Genomic DNA, 26,485 nt, shown 5'->3' with positions numbered 1-26,485 from the left:
CCGCAATGGGACGCTATCTGGCCAGACAGACGCTGCACCTCGTCGTCACGCTTGCCGGCATTCTCACCGTGACGTTCTTCCTGGTCCGCATGATTCCGGGGGACCCCGCGCAATACATGCTCGGCGATTACGCCACCAACGATGCGCTCGCCGCACTGCGCGAGCAGCTCGGGCTGAATCACTCGCTGCTCGTGCAGTACGGGCTGTTCATCGGGCACGTGCTGCACGGCGATCTCGGCACTTCGGTCGTCACCGGCCGACCGGCGCTGCTGGAGATCGTGCAGAGCCTGCCCGATTCGGCGATTCTCGCGGTCGCCGGCATGACGATCGCCGTGCTCGTCGGCGTGCCGCTCGGCATCGTCACGGCGGTGCGGCACGGCAGTTTCATCGATATCGCCGTGATGCTCGTCGCGCTCGCGGGCATTTCATTCCCGGTGTTCTGGCTCGGGCTCGCGGGCATCCTCGTGTTCGCGCAGCATCTGAAATGGCTGCCCGCGCTCGGCTCGAGCTCCGGCGGCGGCTTTATCGAAGCGCTCCGGCATCTGGTGTTGCCCGCCGCCGTGCTGGGCGTGTCGGTGGCGGCGTATATCGCGCGGCTCACGCGCTCCGCAATGCTCGAAGTCATCGGCCACGACTACATCCGCGTGGCCCGCGCGATGGGCGTGCGCGAAAGCACCATCGTCTGGCGGCTCGCGTTCAGAAACGCGCTGGTGCCCGTGCTGTCGATCATCGGCGTGACCTTCTCGTATTCGCTCGGCAGCGCGATTTTGATCGAAGTCGTGTTCAGCCGGCCGGGCATTGGCACGACCATTCTCAAGGCGGTCAGCTCGCGCGATTACCCGCTCGTGCAGGCGGGCGTACTGGCGCTCGCGGTGATCGTCGTGCTCGTCAACACCGCGCTCGATCTGCTCTACGCGGCGGTCGATCCGCGTCTGCGCACGCGTTGATCGAACGAGGACCCGCCGATGAACTCGCCCGCCGCTTCCCTCAACCCCGCGCACCGTAACGGCAACGCTTCGTGGCGCCGCTATGCACGTCATCCGGGCTTCATGACGGGGCTCGTGATTCTCGCCGCGATGGTCGTCATCGCGCTCGGCGCGCGGTGGATCGCGCCCTACTCGCCCGTCGCCGCCGACATGACCAACACGCTCGCGGCGCCTTCCGCCGCGCACTGGTTCGGCACGGACCAATATGGCCGCGACGTGCTCTCGCGCCTCGTCTGGGGCACGGGCATTTCGCTGCAAGTCGCGTTCTCGGTCATGGTCATTTCCATCGTGCTGGGCGTCGCGCTCGGCTCGGCGGCCGCGTTCTTCGACGGCTGGCTGGCGCGTGTGCTGGTCGCGATCATCGATATCCTGCTCGCGTTTCCGGGCTTTCTGCTGGCGCTCGCACTGGTGGCCGCGCGCGGCTCGTCGCTGAGTTCGGTGATCTGGGCGATCGCCATCGCGTTCGCACCGCGCGTCGCCGCCGTCATGCGCGCGGTCGTGCTGACGATCAGGCCGCGCATGTTTATCGAGGCGTCGACGTCGATCGGCATGGCGCGCTGGAAGATCCTGCTTGTGCACGTGGTTCCGAACAGCCTGCCGCCCGTGATCGTGGTCGCGACGGTCGGTGCCGCGAACGCGGTGCTCGGCGAGGCCGGTTTGAGCTATCTCGGTCTTGGCGTTCAGCCGCCCGCGCCGACGTGGGGCAACGTGATCGCCGACGGTCAGGGCTTTCTCGCCTCGCATCCGATGATCTCGCTCTCGGCGGGTGCGTGCATCGCGCTGCTCGTCATCGCCTTCAACCTGCTCGGCGACGGACTGCGCGACACGCTCGATCCGCAGATGCGCCGCCGCGCCGACGCGAGGACGTTATGAACAGCAGCCTGCCGGCCGTCTTCCGGATCCCGCGACGCCACGCGCCTGCCGACGCCGCCGATGCATCGGGCAGCATCCGGACAGGCGAGACGCGCATCGATCCGGAAGCCGTTTTCGAACTCGACGGAATACGCACCGTATTTCCGGGCGCAGTCGTGGTGGACGATGTGTCGCTGAGCGTGCGGCCGGGGCGCACGCTCGCCGTGGTCGGCGAGTCCGGCTCGGGCAAGTCGATGACGTTTCTTTCGGCGCTCGGGCTCGTCGCGCCGCCGGGGCGCGTGACGCACGGACGCGTGCTGCTCGATGGCGTCGATATCGCCCGGCTCTCCGGCGAGGCGTTGCGGCGCGTGCGCGGCGCATCGATCTCGATGATCTTTCAGGATCCGATGACCGCGCTCAATCCGGTCTTCACCATCGGCGAGCAGATGACGACGCTCCTGCGCGCGCACGAGCGCGTGAGCCGATCGGCGGCGCGGGCGCGGGCGGCGGGGCTGCTGGAATGCGTGCGCATACCCGAGGCGCGCGCCCGGCTCGACGCCTATCCGCACGAGTTGTCGGGCGGCATGCGCCAGCGCGTGCTGATCGCGATGGCCGTGGCGCTGCGCCCCAAAGTCGTGATCGCCGATGAACCCACTACCGCGCTCGACGTCACCGTGCAGGCGCAGATCCTCGACCTGCTCGCGGACCTGCAGCAGGAAACGAACATGGCGATGGTGCTCATCACGCACGATCTCGGGCTGGTGGCGCGCTACGCGCAGGATGTCGCGGTGATGTACGCGGGCCGCGTCGTCGAGCGCGGTTCGCTGGAGCGCGTGTTCGGCGCGACGCGGCACCCTTATACGCAGGCGCTGTTTCGCAGCATTCCCGATCTCGAAGGCGAGCCGGGTTGCGCGCTGCGTGCGATCGAAGGCAATCCACCCGATGTCGCCGCCCTGCCCGCCGGCTGTGCGTTCGAGCCGCGCTGCGCGATGGGACGCGGCCGCGCGAACTGCGGCTCGATGCGGCCGCCGCTCGTCGAAACGGACGACGCCGCGCATGTCAGCGCGTGCTTTTTCTGGCACTCGCTTGCCACGACGGGGAGCGCATGATGCTGTTCCAGATCGATGCCGTGAGCCGCAGCTTCGGTGCGAAGCATTCGCTTTTGCAACGCAGGACACCGGTGGTGCAGGCGGTCGACGGCGTGTCGCTGCATCTCGATGCCGGCGAAACGCTCGGTCTCGTCGGCGAAAGCGGCAGTGGCAAGAGCACGCTCGGGCGGCTCGCCGTGCGTCTGCTCGAACCGAGTGCGGGACGCATTTTTCTCGACGGCATCGATATCGGCACGCTCGGCGGACGCAAACTCCGCGCGATGCGCGCGCAGGTGCAGATGGTGTTTCAGGACCCGTACGGCTCGCTCGATCCGCGGCGCACGGTGGGCGCGGCCATCGCCGAGCCGATGAAGGAGCACGGCGCGTGGAATGCCGACGGTCCCGCAAAAGTACGCGAGCTGATGTGCACCGTGGGCCTCAATCCCGAGCACGCGACGCGCTATCCGCATGAGTTTTCGGGCGGGCAACGGCAGCGCATCGGCATCGCGCGGGCGCTCGCGCTCAATCCGAAGGTACTCGTGCTCGACGAGCCCGTGTCCGCGCTCGATGTCTCCATTCAGGCGCAGATCATCAATCTGCTCGGCAAGCTGCAGCGCGAGCGGCAACTCGCATATCTGTTCATCGCGCATGATCTGGCGGTCGTGCGCCATGTGAGCCATCGCGTCGCGGTGATGTATCTCGGACGCATCGTCGAACTCGCCGCACGCGACTCGCTCTATGCGTCGCCGGCGCATCCGTACACCGAGTCGCTGCTGGCGGCAGTGCCGGTCGCCAACCCGGCCGCGGCACGCGCGAAGCCGCGTGCGCGCGTGCTGGGCGAGATCGGCTCGGCCGCCAATCTTCCGGGCGGATGCCGCTTTCATCCGCGCTGCGTGCGAGCGCGCGAGCTCGTCGCACGGCCCGGCAGCGCGAATCGGGCGACGATTCCGATCCGCCCGGTCGACACGCGCTACGGCCCACTGCCCCATGCCTGCGTGCACGACGATCCGACGCTCGCCGATCGCGGTGACGGCACGTTCGTCGCGTGTCACTATCCCAACGCCGCCGCGGCGGCCTGAAAACGCGCATTCGATATACTTCGTCCGTTCGATGCACTATCGGTACGTCACGCCCATGGAAACTGCGGACAGCAGCGAAAACTCACAAGACGAAACCGTCGTCACCGGCTTGCAGGCGATGATTCTGAGCGGCACGCTCAGGCCCGGCGCGAAGCTGCGGGAAGCCGAACTCGGCGAGTTGTTCAACGTGTCGCGCACGCCGGTTCGCGAGGCGCTGGTCGCGCTGGAGACGCGCGGCATGGTCGTCTATGAGCGCAATCGCGGCTTCAGCGTACGTTCGTTCAGCCTGCGCGACCTGCGCGATTCATACGAACTGCGCGCGGTGCTCGAAGGCTATGCGAGCGCGCTTGCGGCGCAGCGCGGCTTCAGCGACGAACACGTCGAAGCGATGCGCGCCTATCTCGCAGAGACGGGCCGGATGCTCGTCGGCGAACGCACGCTCGACAAGGAAGAAGTGCAAGCGATGCGCGAGCGCAGCGACTGGTTCCACGCGCAGATTAACGATGCGTGGACCAACAGGCTCTTCAGGCGCAGTCACGAGATGGTGCATCGCACGCCGCACAAGCCTTTCACGGAACCGCTGATGGACACCGCCTCGATGCGCAGATATCACGAGGAGCACGTGCGCATCTTCGAAGCGGTGGCCTCACGCGACAGCAGCCGCGCGGAGCATCTGATGCGCGAGCACATTTTGCGCGGGTGCTTCGAGATCGACCAGCGGTTGAAGATCGAACACCATCATTGATGGCACGATCAGACGCATGCAAACGCAGGGCTCCGTTGCGATAAGGATGGACGGGATGGAGCGATGGTCCCGTTCGTCATGGCGCCCGCTTATGCGCCGTTCCGGAAACCGCAGACGCCATTGCCATAGTCGCTTGCTGTTGGCCGAGTGAGCATCTGGGCGTTGAGACTTTTATGCAATTGTCGGTTGGTTCAGCGCCCGACGTCCCGGAGAACGCACGAAAATCGTGACGAGCATTGCTCCTGACACGGCGATTGCTCCAGTCACCAGAAAGGCACTCTCGAAGTTGCCGGACCACTGTACGAGGAAGCCCGTCACCGTGGGGGCAACAATGCCGGCCAGGTTCGCGACCAGGTGGACGAATCCGCCAACCGCTCCAACGCGATTTTTCTCAACCGTGTCCAGCACCAGAGCAAAGTAAGTGTTGTACGAGGCGTACATGAAGAATACGCCGATAGCCATCAGCGAAACCGCGCTCGTCATGTCCTTCACGGTCCCGGTAATGCCGACACAGATTGCACCTGCGCTCAGGCAGGTAATCAGCACCACCTTGCGCGAAAAGACGGCCCGACCTGTCTTGCGGAAGATAAAGTCCGACAGGAGCCCACCCGCAATCAGGCCGGTGGCGCCAACAGCCCAGGGAATCACGCTGACCACCGCCATTTTTTGAATGCTGAGGTGATGCGCCATCGTCAGATAGCTCGGAAACCAGGACAGGAAAAAGTACAGGATGTACGAGTAGCCGAAGAATGCGAAAGCCGTCGCGAGAATGGCGGGACGAAGTAGGAGTGTGTGCAGTGGAGATACCGGGGGGCTGATCGAAACAGCCGTCGATGCGTCATTATCGATGACGCCTGTCGCCACATCCGGAGGCACCGCAGGCCTGTCTTTGGCAAGCGCAACCCACATGACAACCCACAGAACACCGACTACGGCAATAGCGACAAAGGACAATCGCCACCCTATACTCACGGCCGCGAAGCCGACGGCGGGTCCGGCAAGGGCGGCACCCAGCGAAGTACCCGAGTTCGCGATACCTATGGCGCTGGCCTGCTCCTCACGCGGAAACCAGTTGGACACCATCTTGTTGATGTTTGAACAAAGCGGCCCCTCCCCCATGCCAAAGATGATGCGCACGACAAGAAGGCTCACCATGCCAACGGTCAATGCAGTCATTCCGCAGAACAGTGACCACACCAGCATGGAGACGGCGAGAACCCGTTTGGGTCCGAAGCGATCGGAATAGTAGCCGCCCACGAAACAGAACAACGCATAGCCAACGAAGAAGCTGCTGAACACAATCCCAAGCTGGGCAGGATCAAGGTGTAGCTCCTTCGCGATGAGCGGTGCAGTGATTGAAAGTGCGGCCCGGTCCAGGTAGCTGATAACCCCTCCTAGAAATAGCAGGCTAATCAGCATCCAGCGCGAACGTGTCGTGCTCATTTGTCTTCCTCCGTTTTGAAAATCGGGTGTCTCAGCGTATCGCCGTGGATTGTCGCCACCGGCTAACTTTCGTTCTTCAGACTATGGATTGCGGTTATTTTTTAATTAGGAAAACTTCTCAATCAAGACATGATGCTTTCTTGAGAATGCAACGCGTTTGTGTATGAAGTTGTCGTCCGTCGTGCCGCGCGCGCGCACGACCGCCCAGCCGCGCGAGCACGACCGCCTAACCGCCCACGCTGCGGGCCGCAACTTAGGCGGCGGCCGTGCTTGTCGCTGCCTCGTCCTGTTCAGGGATAAAGCCGCTTCAACAACCGGCGATCCTCGACGGCAAAACCGCCGCCGTACACGTCCGACGTCATGAAGTGCGCACTCAGCACTTCAGGCTCCAGGTCCGCGATCGGATCGAACGCGCTCTGATGCAGCGTCCAGTCGATCCGGCCACGCACCGGCTCGGTATAGCGCAGTGGCGTGCGTCGATAGACGACGTCGGCATAGGCAATGCCCAGCTTCGACGGGTCGGGCAGACGGCGTACGTGAATCTCGCCTGCCGGCTGCTCGGCTTCGTCCGTGAGCAGGACTAGCGGCGCGTCCGGATCGGGCGTGAAGCTAAAGTCGGCGAGCGGCACCTTGCGGCGGCGGACCCAGCCGCTCACCTTGCCGTCCGCGGTTTCGTCAAACGCGTAGTCGGTGTCCTTCTTCGTGTAGCCGAACAACTCGCGGCCCGCCGCAATCCCCATCGGGTCGCTGCAATACATGAAGATGTGTGTCTGGGTGAACAGGTCGTCGTAACGCACGGGCACCGTCACCATCAGGTCGAACATCGCCCCCGCGTGCACCGCGAGCGTATGCCCCGGCGACAGCATGAAACGGAACGCGACGCGGTCGTTAACCAGTTCGAAAGGCGTGTCCTTCAGCAACTCGCGAACCCTCGCCTGATCTACGCGGGTGACGACTTCGAGCGTGCGCAGCGGGCACTCCCACTCGACCGGATACGCGGGCGAATAAGGCGGATTGACGCCGCTGTTTTCGTGCATTTTATAGTTACCAAACATCATACGTCTCCTTGACAAATAGCTGATTCAAACTAGGCAATAGCGGATAGACCACCTTCTCCAGCGCGGCGGCATGCGTTCTCCGGCCGCGCGGATACGGCGACAGGTGTGGGTGTCACAATGGCGTCACGGCTGACGTCGGCGACGTCGGTGATGCCGCACAACGCCATCGTTGATTCGAGTTCCTTATGAATGAGTTCGAGCGTACGGGTAACGCCCGCTTCGCCGAGCGCGCCGAGGCCGTACAGGAACGCACGGCCGATCATCACGCCGTGTGCGCCCCGCGCGATCGCACGCAGCACGTCCTGGCCGCTGCGGATACCGCCATCCATCAGCACCTCCGTCTGTTGACCGACGGCTGCGGCAATGGCGGGCAACGCGCTGATCGACGACGGCGCGCCGTCCAGTTGCCGTCCGCCATGATTCGACACGATGATCGCGTCGGCGCCTGCCGCAACCGCGCGGCGCGCGTCGTCCGCGTCGAGTATGCCCTTGACGATCAGCCGCCCGCCCCAGTGCCGCTTGATCCAGCCGATGTCGTCCCACGTCACCGTGCGATCGAACTGACGGCTCACCCACTCGGCGAACGCGAACGTGTCCGTCACACCCTTGGCATGCCCAACGATGTTGCCGAAGGTGCGCCGCCGCGTGCCGAGCATCCGCACACACCACGCGGGATGCGCCATCATCATCGACAGGGTACGCAGATTCAGCTTCGGCGGCACCGAAAGGCCGTTGCGCACGTCCTTGTGACGCTGCCCCTGGAGCGGCAGATCGAGCGTCAGCACGAGCGCGGAGCAGCCCGCGTTGCGTGCGCGTTCGATCAGCCGGACGATGAAATCGCGGTCCTTCATCATGTAGAGCTGGAACCAGAACGGCTCTTCGACATGCTCGGCGACGTCCTCGATCGAGCAGATGCTGACCGTCGATAGCGTGAAAGGCACGCCGAATCTGGCCGCCGCGCGAGCGGCAAGAATCTCGCCGTCGGCATGGATCATGCCGGCGAGGCCGGTCGGCGCGAGCGCCACGGGCAGGCTGCACGGACGGCCGAGCAGCGTGACAGCGGTGCGGATCATGTCGACGTCGCAACCGACACGTTGACGGAACTTCAGTTGGCCGAGATCGACCTCGTTAGCGCGATAGGTGGATTCCGTCCACGAGCCGCTGTCCACGTAATCGTAGAAAATCTTCGGCACGCGCCGGCGCGCGAGCCGCTGCAGATCGCCGACACATGTCACGGTATCGGCCATGTCACGCCTGCAATGACGCATCGAACGCAACGACGGACGAGCGCTGCTCGCCGAGGCCGGCGATACCGGCGCGTACCGTTTGTCCAGCCCGCAGATAAACAGGCGGTTTCAGGCCCATGCCAACACCGGCCGGCGTGCCCGTTGCGATCACGTCGCCGGGCTGCAGGCTCATGAAGCCGCTGATGTAGGAGACCAGCTCCGCGACGCCGAAAATCATGTCACGCGTATTGCCGTCCTGACGCCGCACACCGTCGACGTCGAGCCACAGCGACAACGCCTGCGGATCCGGCACCTCGTCCGCCGTGACAAGCCACGGCCCCAGCGGACCGAACGTATCCGCCGCCTTGCCCTTGTCCCACTGTCCGCCGCGCTCCAGTTGATACGCGCGCTCCGAGACGTCGTTCACGACGCAGTAGCCGGCAACGTACGACATCGCGTTTTCCTTCGCCACATAGCGCGCGGTCTTGCCGATCACGATGCCGAGTTCGACCTCCCAGTCCACTTTCTGTGCGTCGCGTGGGATCTCGACAGAATCGAAAGGACCATTGATCGAGCTCGTGGCCTTCAGAAACAGAATCGGCTCTTTCGGCAGTGCCATCCCGGCTTCCGCTGCATGGTCCGTGTAATTCAGGCCCACGCAGACCAGCTTCCCTACCGCGCCGACGCATGGCCCAAGCCGCTCGCCTCGCGCGACGAGCGGCAGCGCACGCAAATCGGCCGCCGCGACGCGAGCGAGCGAACCCTCCGTCAACGCCTCGCCGTGCCAGTCGTCGACGACGCCGACGAGGCTGCGTACCTGCCCTTCGCTATCCAGCACGCCCGGTTTTTCATCACCCGGCTGTCCCCACCGTACCAGCTTCATAAGAATCCCTGCCTCCGGTTTTCACCTATAATGTACATAGTGTGCAATGTACATTTTTAAGATTATCGATCCAAAACTGCGATGTCAAGTCGTGTTTTCAGCCGTAGTTCCCGGGGCAGCGGAAATGTGGCATCAGATCGGCTAACATTTCGCAACTGGCCACCCGAAGCGCGGGCGGCGGAATCGAAGCGTTGCGAGAACCGCGGCGTTCGCCCTGTGGAGAGGCGCCGCTCATTGAGGACCATGTCAGAAATCATCGAAAAGCATTCCGTCCAGGAGCGCGCGTATGCACTGCTCAAGGCCATGATCGAGGACGGTCGCCTTGCGCCCGGGCAAAAGCTGCTGGAAGCGCAGGTCTCGAAATCGTTTGGCATCAGCCGGTCGCCGGCGCGCTACGCATTGCAGGCGCTATGCAATGAACGGCTCGTGAAGGAAGCAAGTGGGCGCGGCTATGAGGTGGCAGGCAAGGTAAAGCCCGGCGTCCCGCGCGAGCGAGCGGTACTCGACGAAGTCAAGATCACCTCCGTGCAGCAGTGGGAGCGCGTCTATGTCGAACTCGAGCGCGAGCTATGCGCCCGGGTAATGTTCGTCTCGGTACGGATCATCGAGGAAAGACTGGCCGAACACTTTGGCGTGAGCCGCACGGTCGTGCGCGATGTGCTTGCGCGCATGCACAGCGTCGGGCTCGTGACGAAGGATTCGATGGGCCGCTGGATTGCGACGCGCGTCACACCTGACAAGACCCATCATTTGTATGAACTGCGCTGGCTGCTCGAGCCGGAGGCACTGCAACAGGCAGCAGCACATGTGAGCCGCGACTACGTCGGGCAATTGCGCGAAACGGTGGTCGAAGCGCTGGACGGCTTCCCGCGCGAAGGATTCGATACCGACGTCGTCGAGCATGATCTGCATATCCGGTTGCTGTCGCATTGTCACAATAGCGAGATCCTGCAGGTGCTCGCGCGTACGCGCATGCTGTTCGCGCCGACCCGCTATCTGTTCGATCCTGTGCTGCGCATTCCGCTTACGTCGATCGAAGATGCGTTGAAGGAACACCGGACTATCTACGACCTGCTGCTCGCGAAGAAACCGGCGAAGGCGGCCGCCGCCCTGCACGAGCATCTGAAGCAGGCGGACGCACGCTGGCTGCAACGCTTCGAAGGCGCCGCGAACGCGACGCTCGAAGAATTACCGCCGTATTTGACGCGTTTGTGATTTATGCAGCGTAATCCGGTTGGGGCTCCGGTGCCGCAAGTGCCTCAAGAACGTTGACTTATCACGCGCATCCCGATGCGCCCGCATTGCCTCGTAAGCAGCGTCCTCGTTCCCTGCGCCTGTTGTCGATTGACGGTGGGCAGCGCATACTTGCCGGCGTCGCCAGGCAGGCGGCAGTGACGCACGACTGCCAGTCTCACGGCATACGATATGTGTTCGAGGAGAGATGATGCAGGTTTACGGAAGACGAAATTCGATCAATGTGCAGAAGGTATTGTGGTGCCTCGGCGAGCTCGGGCGAATCGAAGGCCGCGATTACGAGCGGATCGACGCCGGGCTCGAATTCGGCGTCAACGATACGGCGGCCTATCGCGAGCTCAACCCGAACGGCCTCGTGCCGGCGCTGGTCGACAATGGACGGTCGATCTGGGAATCGAACACGATCATGCGCTATCTCGCGACGGCCTATGGCAATGGCGACCTGTTGCCGCAAGACGCCGGCGAGCGCTCGGAAGTCGAGCGCTGGATGGACTGGCAGCTCGGTGCGTTATGGGCGACGTTGCGCATTACGTTTCTCGGCTTGACTCGCGTGCCCGAGGAAAAGCGCGATTACGCCGCGATACGCAACGCATTCGCCGAGTCCGCGCGGCTGCTCCGGATTGTCGACGCGCGGCTCGACACGCATTCGCATCTCGCGCTCGATCGCTTCACGCTCGCCGACATCGGCGTCGCACTCGCCGCGCATCGTTGGTACTCGCTGGCCGAGCGCTTCGCCTCCACGCTCGATGCCCAGCCGGAGATGCCGTCGGTGGCGCGCTGGCTCGACGCGCAGCGCGCGCGTCCGGCGTTTCCGGACCAGAAGTGACAATCGATCAACCAGATCGCTAAACCCACCCACGTATCCGGGTTTAGCGCGTCCTTCGGACAGCGGCCGTACGCAAGGGCGGCAATGAAATTGTCGACACTCGCCGCGCGGCAACAGAAGCGGTAAAACCCATTGCGTTCATCAACGGTAACCCGTCGAAAAGTGTTGCTGCGCGGCTTCAGCCGCCGTGGCGCGGCTTCAGAGCCGCAGCCGGAACATCGCCCAACGCAGTCTCATCCGACTCGCCCCCTTCGATGCGCTCGAGCCTGCCGACAACAAACAGATACGAAAAAGCACCGAGCAGCGAAAGTGCCGCGACATAGGTCAGCGCAACCTCGAACGAGCCGGTGCGCTTGATCATCCAGCCGATGGCCAGCGGCGTGACGATGCTCGCGAGATTGCCGCACAGATTGAAGATGCCGCCGCTGATGCCCATCGCGTGTTTCGGCGAGACGTCACCGACGATGCACCACCCCAGGTTGCCGACACCCTTCGCGAAGAAAGCGAGCGACATCACGAGAATGACGATCACGGAAGAATGCACGTAATTCGCCGCGACGATCGTACTCGACAGCACGAGGCCGCCGATGATCGGCGTCTTGCGGGCCGCCGTGAGACTGAAGCCGCGCTTGAGCATCCAGTCGGACCACAGGCCGCCGACGAGTCCACCGACGCATCCGGCCACGGCGGGTATCGCCGCCGCAATGCCCACCTTCAGTATCGACATGCCCTTGGCCTCGACGAGGTAGGTCGGGAACCAGGTGAGGAAGAACCACGTAATCGACGTCAGGCAGAACTGTCCGATATAGATGCCGATCATCATGCGGTTGGCGGCAATTGCGCGGACCTCGCGCCAGCGGAACGGCCGCGGGCTGTCGCCCATCGTCGGGAGTCCGCCGCCGGCGGCGATGTAGTCGAGTTCGGCCGCATTCACGCGGTGATCGGACTGCGGCTCGCGCACCGATTTCAGCCACCAGAGCCCGATCAGCACACCGATCGCGCCTGTCGTGAAGAACACGTAGTGCCAGCCCCAGCGGCTGACCGTATAGGTCATGACCGGAGTGAAAACGGCCAGCGCGAAATATTGCGCCAACTGGAAGATCGACGTCGCGAGGCCGCGTTCGGTACTCGGAAACCACATGACCGTCAGACGACTGTTGCACGGGAACGCCGGCGATTCGGCAGCGCCCATCAGGAAGCGCAACGCGAAGAGCGCGGCGAACGCCGACGCGAACAGGTGCACGTATCCCTGCAGAAACGTGAGCACCGACCACGCAATGAGGCTCAGGCCCAGCACGATCCGCGCGCCGAACCGGTCCAGGATCAGCCCGCCGGGAATCTGCATGCCGGTGTAGGTCCAGCCGAATGCCGAAAACGCAATGCCCATGGTGAGCGCGTCGAAGCCGAGTTCATGCCGCATGCTCGGCGCCGCGATCGACAACGTCGCCCGGTCCACGTAATTGAACACGGTGACGATAAAGATCATCGCCAGGATGAACCATCGCACGTTTGTCCGTCTGGTTGTATTCGCTACCACTGCCCTGTCTCCTCGATTCCTTGCTGATCCTGTTCGATTGCCGGCGGCTCGTGCCGGACGGCACGCCGCGTCCACGCATCCATGCGGACTCGATCATACAATGATTGCGCAATCATTCAAACGAAACTGATTACGCGATCGCCATGGTTTACACCGATCTGCCTTGATGGTCGTCAACCGGGGGATTCAATTTGCAGCGGCGGCAGATCATCCCGCAGCGTTGAAGCCAGGTATGGGAGCCGCTGGATAGCCCGGCAGCGACGACGAAAACACACCGGCAAGATTGCCGGGCGCGCCGATCAACGCCAGGCGTTGCCGATCCCTATTGCAATTGGGCGCTTTGCCGCGTTGCCGTCTCTTTCTGTCCCAATGCAAGCGCGGCAATGAGGCTAATCGCGGCATTGACCGCCAGCCAGACGCCGACCATGGCATTGCTGTGGAAGGTATGCGTCAACCACGTGAGAATGGCGGGCGTGAAGCCGCCCAGAACCGCGGCCGCCACCGCCTGTGCGAATGCATAGCCGGACGTGCGCGCGCTCGGCGGCACCAGTTCGACCATCGCGGCCACCTGCACGGAACTGTACGCCGCGTAGATGAACGAGAACCACAGCTCGACGACCGCGAACTTGAACACGGTGGGTTGCGCAGCGAGCCACGACATCATCGGATAGGCGCTCAGCCCTGCCAGAAGGGTCACGACGATCAGGACCGTGCGGCGATTGAAACGATCCGCCACCACGGCCATGATAGGCAGACAGATCAGCACCGACAGTCCGCCGAAAAAGAGAATGATGAATCCCGCGGACTCTCCGAGGTTCAGACTCTTGATGAACGTCGGCGCATACGTGGTAATGGTCTGTGAAGTGACGGTGGCGAGCGCCACCATGCCCATGCACAGGGCAATGGTTCGCCAACCCGAAACGAGGCTCGTGCAGATCTCCCCTACTGTCGGCGTCTTCTTTTTCGCGGCGAACACCGATGTTTCGGCAAGACTGGAGCGCAACCAGAACATTACGGGAATGACCGCGCAGCCCAGCAGAAGCGGAATCCGCCATCCCCATGCGTGCAACTCGTGCGGCGCGAGCAGATAAAGCAGGACGAGGCCGACGAGCGAAGCCGCCATCACGGAGAGTTGCTGGCTGCCCGCCTGCCAGCAGGTGAAGAACGCGCGCCGCTTCGGCGGAGCGATTTCCGCCAGATAGACCACGACGCCGCCGAGTTCGGCTCCCGCGGAAAAGCCCTGCAGCAAACGCCCAAGCAGCACGATAACCGGCGCGGCCAGCCCGATGCTCCGGTATGAAGGCGTGCACGCGACGGAAATGATGCCGAGCGACATCAGCGACAGGGCGAGGATCAGGCCTTTGCGCCGCCCATGACGATCGGTGTAGGCGCCGAGCACGATGGCCCCGATCGGCCGCGCGAGAAACCCGAACGCGAAGGTCATCAGCGACATCATCAGGGAAACGTACTCGCTGTCGCTCGGAAAATACGTTTGGGCGATGTATCTGGCGTAGTAGCCATAGATCATGAAATCGTAGATTTCGAGCGCATTGCCGGCCACCACCTGGATGATCGGCCTCATGGCCGCGCCCGGCTTCCCGGTCGCGTCGGCGGCGGCCGTAAGCCCATGGGATGCAACCGTCACGTCCTTCATCTCCCGCTCCTGTGAAAGTGAGATGTATCCGTCGATTGCGCCGCACCTGTCTCCGGCAAGGCGCGAGAGTCACGCCCTTTCGCCTGAATCTCGCTGTCTTGCACAGGGTCGCCAGTTACCGCCCGGCACCAGAAGGCAAAAAAGATTGCGCAATCATTTCAGTCAATGGTTGCGCAATCTTTCATCCGGTGCAACTCGGGTTAACGTGCAAACGTCCCGCCCGGAGGAGCCATCTGTCAGCCTGTCAGCCCCCTGCCCGTCTCCGCCGTCAAGCGCTGTCCCGGTCGACGATTGAAAAGCCAGTATCGATCTTCACGGTATCGAGGCCCGCCTGCGACTTGCCGGCGAAGCGCGTGAGGAGCGCCGTCGCGGCATTCCTGCCGATCGTCGCCCCGTCGACCCGGACCGTCGACAAGGCCGGAAAAACGTGCGCGGCGGTGCTCAGATCGCCGAACCCCATCACCGCGAGATCCTTGGGTACGCGCAGGCCGCGGCTCGCGGCTTCCGCCAGTACGCCTTGCGCGAGCGTGTCGGAACTGCAGACCACGATCTCGGGAAACCCGGTAACCATCATCCGGCCCACGCCCTCCCTGCCTGCCTGCAATGTTGCCGGTGCCTGCAGCACCTCGAACAGCACGTCGGTCAGGCCATGGCGGCCGAGTTCCCGGATAAGGCTTTGGCAACGGCGCAGGCCACGCGGATCGTTGACCGAGAGGACCCCAAACCGCTTGTATCCCTTGTCGAGAAGATGCCGCGCCACCTTGATGCCCACTTTTTCGTGTGAAAAGCCGATCACGATATCGATCGGCTTGTCGGTCAGATCCCATATCTCGACCACCGGTATCCGCGCATTCTTGAGCCGCTCGACGGTCGCGTCGGTGTGACTCGTGCCGGCCAGCACGATCCCGTCGGGCCGGCGTCCGAGAATCGCCTCGACGAGCGCCTCTTCCTGGGCGCTGGAGTACCCGGTCAGCCCGATCAGCGACTGATAACCCGAGGCGGTCAGGCCGTCCATCAACGCCTGTACGGTGTCGGCAAAAATCGAGTTGGCGATCGTCGGCAGCAGAATCGCAACCAGACGACTCCGGCTGCTCGCCAGGCCGCCCGCCAGCATGTTCGGCACGTAGCCCGTCGCTCTCACGGCCTCGAGCACTTTTCTCGCCGTATCGCTGCGCACGAGCTCGGGACGATGCAGCGCCCGCGACACGGTCATGGGCGCGACCCCTGCTACGCGAGCGACATCGATTAACGTCACGCTCCCCGCCTGCTCGGCGACGGCGGCGGGTTGGCTGCGCGCGGATTTCTTTGCCATTCAGGCTCCTGTTGTCATGCCCGCAATTCTAGCGATGATCTGCCGGAATCCCGAATCCCAATCCGGCTTCGACACCTCGGGCTTCCCCCCATTTCAGGCACCCCTCCTCCGTTGAATCGGCTCGCTCAGTGTAAACCACGACGATTTCGCCACCCGCCATACTTGAATGATTGCGCAATCATTGTATGATCGAGGCATGCGCTTGAGCCATACATTCGCGGCTCGCCTTTTCAATCGCACAGGAACCTCGCTCATGAACATCAACGACAATCTGACATCCGGCACGGCGACAGGCGACCGCATTGCCTGGGTTCGTATTGCGTCCACCTTTCTGCCGCTCGCCACCCCGATCAGCGATGCCAAGGTGCTCACCGGCCGTCAGAAGCCGATGACTGAAATCGCCATCCTCTTTGTCGAAATCGAAACGACTGACGGTCATCGCGGTCTGGGCTTCAGCTATTCGAAGCGTGCCGGGGGCCCGGGCCAGTTCGCGCACGCGAAGGAAATCGCGCCGACGCTGATCGGCGAGGACCCGAGCGACATTGCCAAGCTATGGAACAAGCTCGCCTGGGCCGGGGCCTCGGTCGGCAGAAGCGGCATGGCGGTGCAGGCGATCGGCGCATTCGACGTCGCGCTGTGGGACCTGAAGGCCAAACGCGCCAACCTGTCGCTCGCGAAGCTGCTCGGCTCGCAGCGGGACTCCGTGCGCTGCTACAACACCTCGGGCGGCTTCCTTCACACGCCGCTCGACCAGTTGCTGACCAATACCGACGCATCACGCGAAAAGGGCATCGGCGGCATCAAGCTGAAGGTCGGGCAACCCGATTGCGCGCTCGACATTCACCGCGTCGAAACGGTGCGCAAGCATCTGGGCGACACGTTTCCGCTGATGGTCGACGCGAACCAGCAATGGGACCGTCCCACCGCGCAGCGCATGTGCCGTACGTTCGAGCCATTCAATCTGGTCTGGATCGAAGAGCCGCTCGACTGCTACGACGCGGAAGGCCATGCCGCACTGGCCGCGCAGTTCGATACGCCGATCGCCACGGGCGAGATGCTCACGAGCGTGGCCGAGCACTGGGAGTTCATCAAACTGCGCGGGGCCGACTATCTGATGCCCGACGCACCGCGTGTCGGCGGCATCACGCCGTTCCTCAAGATTGCCGGGCTGGCCGAGCACGCGGGCTTGATGCTGGGGCCGCACTTCGCGATGGAGTTGCACGTGCATCTCGCGGCCTGCTATCCGACCGAGCCCTGGGTCGAGCATTTCGAATGGCTCGAACCGCTGTTCAACGAAAAGCTCGAAACGCGCGCCGGCCGGATGATCGTGCCGACGCGGCCCGGGCTCGGCCTGACGCTCAGCGACCGCGTCGCCGGCTGGACGGCCCAGGAAGTGGAATTCGGCCAGCGTGCCTGAGGTGTGCCGCGGGCGGCGTCCGGACTTCGTGGGCGCCGCCTTCCCTACGTTCAGCAAGAGCCGCCCGGCCTCGCGGAAGCATTCGCCGGAAAACGGCTCACAACGAGCGTCGCAACACGTCTGAGGTTGAACAAGCAGGAGCGACGCACGCGATGCCAGCAAGACCGCGAAAGCGGCAACCTCGTACTTGTACCCATCGATAAACGTCGCTCTCTCTGGTGCCGATAGTTGGCATCGCCCCGCTCTTCCCCCCTTCCATCCATCGATATTCCCGCAGCCGTTCCTGTCGTCGGCTAAACGCGCCTTTTGCGTGCTCTGAAAATGCTGAAACCCGCTTTTTAAGATGTCCGATTGAGCGCACAGTGCTCTCGAATCGAACGTCGCGAACGCCTTGCCGGAGTCTCGATCAATCAGCGTGCGCGGTGTTGACCAGCAATCAGAAGAGTCCGGCGCGAGCCGGTAAAGGAGACAGGGATGTTCAGATGGATGCGGGACTTGACGCCGCGGGAGAGCAGCGCTCTTCGTGCCTGCTTTGCGGGTTGGACCCTCGATGCGCTCGACGTGCAGATTTTCAGCTTCGTCGTGCCGACACTGATTGCCGTGTGGGGGATCAGCAAACAGCAGGTAGGCTTTCTCGGCACCGTCGCGCTGGTGACGTCGGCGATCGGCGGCTGGCTCGCGGGCGTCATGGCCGATCGCTTCGGCCGCGTGCGGGTGCTGCAGATCACAATAGGCTGGTACGCCGTTTTCACGTTCCTATGCGGCTTCGCCCAGAACTTCGAGCAGTTCTTCATCTTCCGCGCGCTTCAGGGCATCGGCTTCGGCGGCGAATGGGCCGCCGGTTCCGTGCTGATCGCCGAGGTGATTCGCGACAAATATCGCGGCCGTGCGGGCGGCTTCGTGCAAAGCGGCTGGGCAGTCGGCTGGGGTATCGCCGCCGTCATTTACACCGCCCTGTTTTCGCTGGTGCCGGAAGGTCAGGCGTGGCACTGGCTGTTCTGGATCGGTATCGCGCCCGCCGCGCTGGTGTTCTTCCTGCGCCGCCACGTCGACGAACCGGAAGTCTACGCACGCAATAAAGCACTCGAAGGACAGCGAAACGAATCGCTGCTGGCGGTATTTCGACCGGAGTTCTTCTGGACCACGATCAAGCTGTCGATCTTTACGACGGGCTGCCAGGGTGCCACCTACATCTATCAGGTGTGGCTGCCGACCTATCTGCGCACGGAACGAGGCCTTTCGGTCATCGGGACGGGGGGCTTTACCGTCGCCCTCATCGCCGGCGCGTTTGCGGGTTTCATGATCGGCGCTCACCTCGGCGATGCCATCGGCCGACGCAAGACGTTTTTTATCAGCACGATCGGCGCGGCCGTGACGCTGGTCGTCTATCTCGTGCTGCCCATCAGCAACGCTGTCATGCTGCCGAGCGGCTTCTTCCTCGGCATGTTCACGTACATGGTGTTCGCGCCGCTCGGCCCCTATCTCAGCGAAATCTATCCGACCGCCATGCGCGGGTCCGGCCAGGGCTTCTGCTATAACGTGGGACGCGGCATCGGCGCGCTGTTTCCGTTGCTGATCGGCATGCTGGCATCGCAGATGCCGCTCGGAAAATCGATCGCCATCTTCGGATTCATCGCCTACGGCTGCATGTTCCTCGCGCTTTGCGTGCTGCCGGAGACCAAGGGGCTCGGCCTGCGCGATAGCGTGCCGCCCGGCGAGCACGATCTCTCCGCCGAGTCGCGCAAGCATGTAGCGCCGCGTGCCTGAAACGATCTTCTGCCGACGGCATATGACCTGCATGACCGTCGAGCCGACGCATCCCTCTATCGATACACCAGCCACACCATCCGGGTCCGCCGCTGCCAGCCAAACAGCGGCAAGACTCACGAGACGCTCATGACCCTCGCCTGTTTGCCCGCGTTGCCTTCTGTTAGACCACCTCGGAACCCGGCACCCCGCTTTTCGTGCGATTGCCATTTTCACGTGTTCGGCGATCCGCTCGCGTATCCGCTTAGGTATCCGTTCACGACGCCGCGCGACTACACGCCTCCGGCGGCCTCCCTGCACGCATGGCGAGACATGGCCGCGGTACTCGGGCTGGAACGCATGGTCATCGTGCAGCCCAGCGTGTATGGCACGGACAACCGCTGCACGCTCGATGCCTTGCAGGCAGTGGGCGTCGAACGGGGCCGCGCGGTTGTCGTATTAGGCGACGATGTTTCCGATGAGGCGCTCGAGCGCCTGCATCGGGCCGGCGTGCGCGGGGTTCGCTTCAACCTGGTCAATGCCGGCGGCTTGACGCCCGACCGGATAAACACAATCGCACACCGGGTCGCCGCGTTCGGCTGGCATCTGCAGTTTTACGTCGACGGTCCCCAGCTCCCGGCGCTTGCGCCGCTGATCGCCGGGCTGCCGACACCGGCCGTCATCGATCACATGGGGCAGATTCGCGCCAGCTCGCCGACCTATCGACAGGAAACCGAAGCATTGCTGCGCCTGCTGTCGAACGGCAAGACCTGGGTCAAGCTGTGCGGCTACCGTGCCTCGACGACAACCTACCCCTACGACGACGTCCTTGCGCTGGCACGCGCGCTCGTGGCCGCCGCGCCCGAGCGTTGCGTCTGGGGAACCGACTGGCCGCATCCGGGCCTGGTCGACGGCATGCCCGAGGACGCCGCGCTGCTCGATCTGCTCGACACGTGGACCCCGACGCGCGCGGTGCGCGATCGGATTCTGGTGGACAACCCGGCCGTGCTTTACGGCTTCGCGGATTGACGCGCGCCCCGGCGCCCTGCGCTCATTTCTGTTTCCGTGCCTTTGGCGACTCGCTGCAGGCAATCTGAACGAACGCTTCCACGAGCGGCGAGCGCACCGACGTGCGCAGCCATACCATTCCCACGCGACGTACGGGAGACGGTTCCGGCAACTTCCAACGCCGCAGTTGCGGGTCGGCCGGGCCGATAATGGGCCAGTCCGGCAGCACGGAAACGCCAAAGCCCTCTGCCACCAGCCGGGCAATGTGCTCGATACCGTCGAGTTCGAACTGCACCTTGGGACGCACGCCGTGTTTGCGTAGATATTCATCGGCCATTTTTCCGGCCACGACTCTGCGGTCATAACGGATGAACGGCTCGTGAGCCGCGGTCGCCAGCGCATCCTTCACCTGCAAACGCGCCTGGGTCAGGAGTATCAGCGGCTCTTCGCGCAACAGCCGCCATGCGCAAGTCTTCGGCAACTCGAATGCGGGATGCACGACGATCGCCGCGTCGAGCTCCCCCGACATGACCCGGTCCAGCAGCACGGCCGAGGTGCCGGGCTCGATATAGATCGGGATCTGTGGATGCGCCTGCATCCAGCGCCGCAGAAACGGCGGCAACAATCCCATCAGCGCCGAAGGTGTCGCGCCGAGGCGCAGCGGCCCCGCCGGCAGGCCCGTATCGGAGGCGGCGGAGCGCAGGTCGCGCACGTCCCGCAGCAGATCGCGCGAGCGCTCGAGAATGCGGGCGCCGACCACCGTGGGTTTGACCGTCCGCCCCGCGCGCGTCAGCAACTTCGCACCGATATCGTCTTCCAGCGCGCGGATCTGCTGGGCCACCGTGGTCGTGGCGACGTCGAGACGGCGCGCCGCTTCGGCGATAGAACCGGATTCGACGACCGCGACGAAACTCTGAAGAAAGCGGGTATCCATAAAAACGTATTTTACAGCTTCTGAAGAGGCTGGAATCCACTTTTTCAGATGTCCGATTGAGCGCACAGTATCTCCATTGCCCGATCAATCCGTATCTGAAGGAGACATGCCGTGCCCATCATCCAATCCATCGAAGTCTGCGCAGCCCGTGTCCCGCTCGACAAGGTGACGTCGTTTTCCAATCGCACGGTGACCGACCGGCACTACGGCCTCGTCAAGGTCCGCACCGTGGACGGCATCGAAGGGGTCGGCTTCTGCTACGTGGGCAGCGCCGCCGGCGAAATCTTCCGGGTGGCCGTGGAGCAGTTGCTCGCGCCCGTCGTGATCGGCCGCGACTCGCTGGCCGTCGAGGGTCTGTGGAAAGACATGTATCAGGAGTCCCTGCTTCAGGGACGCATGGGCACCGTGATGCGCGCGCTGAGCGCCATCGACATCGCGCTGTGGGACATCAACGCGAAAAGCGCCGGCCTGCCGCTGCACAAATACCTCGGCGCCGTGGAAACGGAAACCGTGGCGGCCTATGCGAGCGGCGGCTACTACGTCGAGGGCAAGACGGCGGAAATGGTCGGCGAGGAAATGGCCGGCTACGTGGCGCGAGGCTTCAAGGCCGTCAAGATGAAAACGGGCCGCTGGTCGCCGAGCGGCGAGGAGTCCCGCGTGAAGGCCGCGCGCGAGGCGATCGGCCCCGATGTGGAGCTGATGCTCGACTGCAACAACGGCTGGATCGATACGGTGCAGGCCATGCAGTATTTGAGCCGCATCGAGCAGTACCAGCCCTACTTCATCGAAGAGCCGTTCAGCCCCGACGACATCGAGAGCCACGCGCGCCTCGCGAAGCTCACGCGCATCCCGGTCGCCACCGCCGAGATCGGCTACGGCCGCTGGTATCACAAGCAGCTACTCGATATGGGCGGCGCGGCGATCCTGCAAACCGACGCGGCGGTCTGCGGGGGCATCACCGAGTGGAAGCGGATTGCCGCGATGTCGGCCGGTTATGGCGTGCAGGTGTGCCCGCACTGGTTCCACGACGTGCATGCCCCGCTCGTCGCCGCCACGCCCAACGCGCGCTACGTCGAGTTCTTCTGGGACGACCAGGTACTGAATTTCCGCCGGCTTATCGATCGGCAGCTCGAACATAAGGAAGGCCGCGTGGTGCTGCACCAGACCCCGGGGCTCGGCTTCGGCTTCGATGAAAAGGAAGTGGCGAAGTACGGCCGGTGGAGCACCGTGTCCTGAAGCCGTGTGCCCGAAATCGTGACGCCGCGAGGCAACGCGATTCCGGGCACGCGCCGGCGACGAGTCTGGCGCAACTGCCGATGTCGTGACGGCGCGAAGCCGCGCTTGAAGTCCTGAAGACATCCGCACCGCCGAGGAAGTATTCTTTAGCCTCTTCGAACCCGGATACTTCTATCGATGGATTCCCGCTACCTGCAAAGCTTCGTGTTCGTCGTGGAACTCGGCTCGATTGCAGAGGCCGCGCGCCGGCTCGACCTGACACCGGCCGCGGTCGCCCAGCGGGTGAAGATGCTCGAAACCGAACTGGGCGCAACGCTCGTGCGCCGCTCGGGCCGCACCGTCGGCGCGACGGAAGCCGGCGAGCGCATTCTGGCGCGGGCGCGCTCGGTGCTGCACGACATCCGCGATCTGCGCTCGGACATCGAGGACGCCGACGAACCCGGCGGCCAACTGCGTCTGGGCGGCATGGCGACGATGATGGCGAGTCTCATCCCCGATGCGCTCGCGCTGCTGCTGAACCGTTATGCGCGCCTGGACTTCTATCTGGAGCCGGGCACCTCGCTCGATCTCTATCGCAAGGTCACGAGCGGCGATCTCGATGCCGCAGTGATCGCGCAACCGCTTTTCAATCTGCCGAAAAGCTGCGACTGGCACACGTTCAGAAGCGAGCCGCTGATCCTGCTCACGCCCGCTTCGATGCACGTCGCCGATGTGCACACGACCCTGCAAACCGAACCGTTCCTGCGCTACGACCGCAATGTGGTCGGCGGACAACTCGCCGACACCTATCTGCGCCAGCACGGCATCAGGCCATCGCAGCGGTGCGAACTCGACGGGCTAGGCGCGATCGCCACGCTCGTCGACCGGGGGCTCGGCGTATCGCTCGTGCCGGACTGGTCATCGCGCGAACTCGCCGGGCTGTCGCTGAAGAAATGGGCGTTGCCCCATGCCTCGCCGAGACGTCTCGTGGGGCTGCTATGGGGGCGCTCGTCGGCGCGGCTGCGCCTCGTTCAGGCGTTTCTCGCCGCGGCGGAATCGGTGAGCAACATTTGATCGCGAGCCGGTCATCGCCGGCAACACGTTGCGGGCAAATCATTATGGGCCGATCATGGTCAGCAACGTCGGGACCTCAGAATCTTTATCGTTTGAAGCAAGCGTCAGTTCGACCTCGCCCTGCCCGGCACTGGCGATAATCACCGGTATCCCCTCATCCTTTCACGAGACGGTAGCGCAATCATGACCGACACATTCAAGAAGCAGCCCGACGACGCGCCCGCGCAACCCGGCGGCCTGCGCAAATCGCTCACGAGCTACGGCGACAACGGCTTTTCGCTGTTTCTGCGCAAGGCGTTCATCAAGGGCGCGGGCTATACCGACAGCGCGCTCGACCGGCCCGTGATCGGCATCGTCAATACGGGTAGCGCCTACAACCCGTGTCACGGCAACGCGCCGCAACTGATCGAGGCCGTCAGGCGCGGCGTGATGCTCGCGGGCGGACTGCCGATGGACTTCCCGACCGTCTCCATCGCCGAGTCGTTCTCGCAGCCGACCAGCATGTACTTGCGCAATCTGATGTCGATGGACACCGAGGAGATGATCCGCGCGCAACCGATGGACGCCGTCGTGCTGATCGGCGGCTGCGACAAGACCGTGCCCGCGCAGCTGATGGGCGCGGCATCGGCGGGCATTCCGGCAATTCAGCTCGTCACCGGCGCGATGTTGACGGGTGCGCATCGCGGCGAGCGCGTCGGCGCCTGCACCGACTGCCGCCGCTACTGGGGCCGCTTTCGCGCGGAAGAGATCGACGAGGCGGAAATCGCGGCGGTCAACAATCAGCTCGTCGCGAGCGTCGGCACCTGCTCCGTGATGGGCACCGCGAGCACGATGGCCTGCGTGGCGGAAGCACTCGGCATGACGGTGCCGGGCGGCGCAGCGCCGCCCGCGGTGACGTCGGACCGGATGCGCATCGCGGAGATGACGGGCACGCAGGCCGTACAGATGGCACGCGATGGCCTTTCGATCGAGAAGATTCTCACCGCCGACGCATTCGAGAACGCGCTGCGCGTGCTGCTCGCAATCGGCGGCTCGACCAACGGCATCGTCCATCTGACGGCAATCGCCGGACGCATGGGCTACGACGTCGATCTGAAAGCGCTCGACCGGATGGGCCGCGAGACGCCGGTTCTGGTCGACCTGAAACCGTCCGGCTCGCATTACATGGAAGACTTCCACAAGGCCGGCGGCATGGCGACGCTGTTGCGCGAACTCAGGCCGCTGCTGAACCTGAACGCGCTGACGGTCACGGGCCGCACGCTCGGCGAGGAAATCGACGCCGCGGGGCCGGCCTTCGAGCAGGACGTCGTGCGTCCGTTCGACCGGCCGATCTATCCGCAAGGCGGCATCGCGGTGCTGGAAGGCAATCTCGCGCCGGGCGGCGCGATCATCAAGCAGTCGGCCGCCGATGCCGGCCTCATGGAACACGAAGGCCGCGCGGTCGTGTTCGAGAATGGCGCCGACCTCGCCGCGCGCATCGATTCCGACGATCTCGACGTATGCGCCGACGACATTCTCGTGCTCAAGAACATCGGCCCGAAGGGCGCGCCGGGCATGCCGGAAGCAGGCTATATTCCGATTCCTCGCAAGCTCGCGACCGCGGGCGTGAAGGACATGGTGCGGATTTCCGACGGCCGCATGAGCGGCACGGCGTTCGGCACCATCGTGCTGCACGTGACGCCCGAGTCCGCCGTGGGCGGCCCGCTGGCTCATGTCCGCACCGGCGATCGCATCCGCCTCAGCGTGTCGCGGCGCGAGATCAGCCTGCTTATCAGCGACGAGGAACTGGCGGCGCGCGCCGCGAATCATCCCGTGTCGATACCGACCGCGGAGCGCGGCTACCGCAAGCTCTTCTTCGACACGGTGACGCAGGCCGACAAGGGCGTCGATTTCGATTTTCTGCGCGCGACCGAAACGCGTGGCGTGACGCCGCGAAGCTAGGGCACACGGGTCGTTCCCATTCGCAGGCCGCCTTGCGCGGCCTTTTTTTCGTTGATGCTTCGGCATGCCATGCATTCCGGATCAAGCACCCCGCCCTATTCCGGCCGCAGTCCGAAGCGTCCGCGAAACATCAAAATTTCTTTTGTTTGAAACAAGCGCACCCGTGTACTTCGAGCGTCGACCCACGGCGATACTGGTCCGATCTCATCGCCACTCACGGAGACGCTTTTCATGACCTCGTCCAGCCACTTTCAACGCGTGCTTTCACCGGTCGTCACACCGTTCGACGAAAGCGGCGCGCCAAGCGCGGAACGCTTCATACGCCATTGCCGCGCACTGCTGAGCCATGACGTGGACCTCGCGGTGTTCGGCACCAACTCCGAAGCCAACTCGCTATCGGTCGGAGAAAAACGCGGCCTGCTCGACGCGCTGCTCGCAGCAGGCTTGCCCGCCACGCGCATGATGCCGGGGACCGGCGCCTGCGCGCTGCCCGATACGATCGAATTCACGCGGCATGCCGTGGCGAGCGGCTGCGCGGGCGTGCTGATGCTGCCGCCGTTCTACTACAAGAACGTCAGCGACGAAGGACTGTTCCGTGCGTACTCGCGTGTTATCGATGCCGTCGGCGATACGCGTCTGAAGGTCTACCTCTATCACATCCCACCGGTTGCGCAGGTCGGCCTCAGTCTTTCGCTCGTCGAGCGGCTGCTGAAAGCGTATCCTGGGACGATCGCCGGCATCAAGGACAGTTCGGGCGACTGGAGCAACACGTCGGCGCTGATCGCCGAATTCGCGGCCGCCGGCTTCGAAGTATTCGCGGGCAGCGAGACGTTCCTGCTGCGCACGCTCGAAGCAGGCGGCGCCGGCTGCATTACCGCGACCGGCAACGTGAATGCGGCCGCCATCGCGCAACTGGCTCGCGACTGGCGCGCGGTCGACGCCCCCGCGCAACAGCGCCGCCTCGACGAAACCCGCGCCGTGTTCCAGCGCTTCCCGATGATTGCCGCGATGAAGGCGGCCATCGCGTGGCAATCGGGCGACGCAGGCTGGGCGGCGCTGCGCGCGCCGCTGGTCGAACTCGATGCCACGCAGCGCGCACGACTCGAAAGCGCCTTGACGGCCCTCGGCTTTCGCCTGCCGCACGCGGAGCAACTTGCGTTGCACGCCGGCGCATTGCACTGAGCCGGCCGAACGCACTGCGTGCACC

At 64.0% G+C, this 26,485-nt stretch carries 22 protein-coding genes; 14 read left to right on the top strand and 8 right to left on the bottom strand.

The window, feature by feature from the left end:
* Positions 1 to 5: 5 nt before the first annotated feature.
* The 5 genes from GXB81_RS07265 to GXB81_RS07245 are packed head-to-tail and all read left to right on the top strand — an operon-like array spanning position 6 to position 4,750.
* Positions 6 to 947 carry an ABC transporter permease gene (locus tag GXB81_RS07265; RefSeq protein WP_167285121.1) on the top strand — a complete coding sequence of 314 codons (942 nt, stop codon included), beginning with the start codon at positions 6 to 8 and terminating at the stop codon, positions 945 to 947.
* 18 nt (positions 948 to 965) lie between these two features.
* The gene (locus GXB81_RS07260) at positions 966 to 1,859 is read left to right on the top strand and encodes an ABC transporter permease (protein ID WP_205988751.1); all 894 of its coding nucleotides are present in this window, start codon (positions 966 to 968) and stop codon (positions 1,857 to 1,859) included.
* Entirely contained in the window at positions 1,856 to 2,947 is a 1,092-nt protein-coding gene (locus GXB81_RS07255; protein ID WP_241016274.1) for an ABC transporter ATP-binding protein, read from the top strand. The genes GXB81_RS07260 and GXB81_RS07255 overlap by 4 nt, the downstream gene beginning before the upstream one ends.
* Positions 2,944 to 4,005 (top strand): oligopeptide/dipeptide ABC transporter ATP-binding protein, encoded by a 1,062-nt coding sequence (locus GXB81_RS07250; RefSeq protein WP_205988750.1) that lies wholly within the window; start codon positions 2,944 to 2,946, stop codon positions 4,003 to 4,005. The genes GXB81_RS07255 and GXB81_RS07250 overlap by 4 nt, the downstream gene beginning before the upstream one ends.
* 55 nt (positions 4,006 to 4,060) lie before the next feature.
* Positions 4,061 to 4,750, top strand: coding sequence for a GntR family transcriptional regulator (locus GXB81_RS07245; RefSeq protein ID WP_167040002.1), 690 nt, complete (start codon positions 4,061 to 4,063; stop codon positions 4,748 to 4,750).
* Positions 4,751 to 4,921: 171 nt separating this feature from the next.
* Here GXB81_RS07245 and GXB81_RS07240 read toward each other — a convergent pair whose 3' ends face one another.
* The 4 genes from GXB81_RS07240 to GXB81_RS07225 all read right to left on the bottom strand — a co-directional run bounded on the left by GXB81_RS07240 (position 4,922) and on the right by GXB81_RS07225 (position 9,360).
* Positions 4,922 to 6,193 carry an MFS transporter gene (locus tag GXB81_RS07240; protein WP_167040004.1) on the bottom strand — a complete coding sequence of 424 codons (1,272 nt, stop codon included), beginning with the start codon at positions 6,191 to 6,193 and terminating at the stop codon, positions 4,922 to 4,924.
* 290 nt (positions 6,194 to 6,483) lie between these two features.
* Positions 6,484 to 7,251 carry an acetoacetate decarboxylase family protein gene (locus GXB81_RS07235; RefSeq protein WP_241016273.1) on the bottom strand — a complete coding sequence of 256 codons (768 nt, stop codon included), beginning with the start codon at positions 7,249 to 7,251 and terminating at the stop codon, positions 6,484 to 6,486.
* Between the two features lie 29 nt (positions 7,252 to 7,280).
* A complete protein-coding gene (locus GXB81_RS07230; RefSeq protein WP_240158850.1) occupies positions 7,281 to 8,498 on the bottom strand; it encodes an alpha-hydroxy acid oxidase in 1,218 nt (405 codons plus the stop codon).
* Position 8,499: 1 nt separating this feature from the next.
* Positions 8,500 to 9,360 carry a fumarylacetoacetate hydrolase family protein gene (locus tag GXB81_RS07225; RefSeq protein ID WP_205988749.1) on the bottom strand — a complete coding sequence of 287 codons (861 nt, stop codon included), beginning with the start codon at positions 9,358 to 9,360 and terminating at the stop codon, positions 8,500 to 8,502.
* A 243-nt stretch (positions 9,361 to 9,603) separates the two neighbouring features.
* Between GXB81_RS07225 and GXB81_RS07220 the strand changes: the two genes are divergently transcribed.
* Together GXB81_RS07220 and GXB81_RS07215 are read left to right on the top strand one after the other, a co-directional pair.
* Entirely contained in the window at positions 9,604 to 10,575 is a 972-nt protein-coding gene (locus GXB81_RS07220) for a GntR family transcriptional regulator (protein WP_205988748.1), read from the top strand.
* 226 nt (positions 10,576 to 10,801) lie between these two features.
* Positions 10,802 to 11,440: a glutathione S-transferase family protein gene (locus GXB81_RS07215; protein ID WP_241016271.1), complete on the top strand. Its 639-nt coding sequence runs from the start codon at positions 10,802 to 10,804 to the stop codon at positions 11,438 to 11,440.
* A 178-nt stretch (positions 11,441 to 11,618) separates the two neighbouring features.
* Here GXB81_RS07215 and GXB81_RS07210 read toward each other — a convergent pair whose 3' ends face one another.
* The 3 genes from GXB81_RS07210 to GXB81_RS07200 form a co-directional block, all read right to left on the bottom strand.
* Positions 11,619 to 12,947 (bottom strand): MFS transporter, encoded by a 1,329-nt coding sequence (locus GXB81_RS07210; RefSeq protein ID WP_346777788.1) that lies wholly within the window; start codon positions 12,945 to 12,947, stop codon positions 11,619 to 11,621.
* 352 nt (positions 12,948 to 13,299) lie between these two features.
* A complete protein-coding gene (gene tcuC, locus GXB81_RS07205; protein ID WP_241016270.1) occupies positions 13,300 to 14,631 on the bottom strand; it encodes a tricarballylate/proton symporter TcuC in 1,332 nt (443 codons plus the stop codon).
* 268 nt (positions 14,632 to 14,899) lie between these two features.
* Entirely contained in the window at positions 14,900 to 15,943 is a 1,044-nt protein-coding gene (locus tag GXB81_RS07200; protein ID WP_205988746.1) for a LacI family DNA-binding transcriptional regulator, read from the bottom strand.
* Positions 15,944 to 16,196: 253 nt separating this feature from the next.
* Between GXB81_RS07200 and GXB81_RS07195 the strand changes: the two genes are divergently transcribed.
* From GXB81_RS07195 to GXB81_RS07185, 3 genes are all read left to right on the top strand, one after another.
* Positions 16,197 to 17,360: a mandelate racemase/muconate lactonizing enzyme family protein gene (locus GXB81_RS07195; RefSeq protein ID WP_205988745.1), complete on the top strand. Its 1,164-nt coding sequence runs from the start codon at positions 16,197 to 16,199 to the stop codon at positions 17,358 to 17,360.
* A 474-nt stretch (positions 17,361 to 17,834) separates the two neighbouring features.
* Entirely contained in the window at positions 17,835 to 19,127 is a 1,293-nt protein-coding gene (locus GXB81_RS07190; protein ID WP_205988744.1) for an MFS transporter, read from the top strand.
* A 129-nt stretch (positions 19,128 to 19,256) separates the two neighbouring features.
* Positions 19,257 to 20,135, top strand: a complete 879-nt coding sequence (locus GXB81_RS07185) for an amidohydrolase family protein (RefSeq protein ID WP_205988743.1) — start codon at positions 19,257 to 19,259, stop codon at positions 20,133 to 20,135.
* A gap of 22 nt (positions 20,136 to 20,157) precedes the next feature.
* On the opposite strand, the gene GXB81_RS07180 is transcribed toward GXB81_RS07185, so the two are convergent.
* Entirely contained in the window at positions 20,158 to 21,048 is an 891-nt protein-coding gene (locus GXB81_RS07180; protein ID WP_167284310.1) for a LysR family transcriptional regulator, read from the bottom strand.
* 111 nt (positions 21,049 to 21,159) lie between these two features.
* Here GXB81_RS07180 and GXB81_RS07175 point away from each other — a divergent pair, with 111 nt between their 5' ends.
* From GXB81_RS07175 to GXB81_RS07160, 4 genes are all read left to right on the top strand, one after another.
* Positions 21,160 to 22,284, top strand: coding sequence for a mandelate racemase/muconate lactonizing enzyme family protein (locus tag GXB81_RS07175; RefSeq protein ID WP_167040015.1), 1,125 nt, complete (start codon positions 21,160 to 21,162; stop codon positions 22,282 to 22,284).
* Between the two features lie 177 nt (positions 22,285 to 22,461).
* Entirely contained in the window at positions 22,462 to 23,337 is an 876-nt protein-coding gene (locus tag GXB81_RS07170; protein WP_205988742.1) for a LysR substrate-binding domain-containing protein, read from the top strand.
* A gap of 183 nt (positions 23,338 to 23,520) precedes the next feature.
* Entirely contained in the window at positions 23,521 to 25,278 is a 1,758-nt protein-coding gene (locus GXB81_RS07165) for an IlvD/Edd family dehydratase (protein WP_205988741.1), read from the top strand.
* A 231-nt stretch (positions 25,279 to 25,509) separates the two neighbouring features.
* Positions 25,510 to 26,460, top strand: a complete 951-nt coding sequence (locus tag GXB81_RS07160) for a dihydrodipicolinate synthase family protein (RefSeq protein WP_205988740.1) — start codon at positions 25,510 to 25,512, stop codon at positions 26,458 to 26,460.
* Positions 26,461 to 26,485: the final 25 nt, after the last annotated feature.

Origin of the sequence: Paraburkholderia sp. Ac-20336, assembly GCF_017105025.1 — a bacterium.
GTDB lineage: Bacteria > Pseudomonadota > Gammaproteobacteria > Burkholderiales > Burkholderiaceae > Paraburkholderia.
Note: the sequence above shows the minus strand (reverse complement) of the source record. Positions and strands in the feature narration are given on the sequence as shown.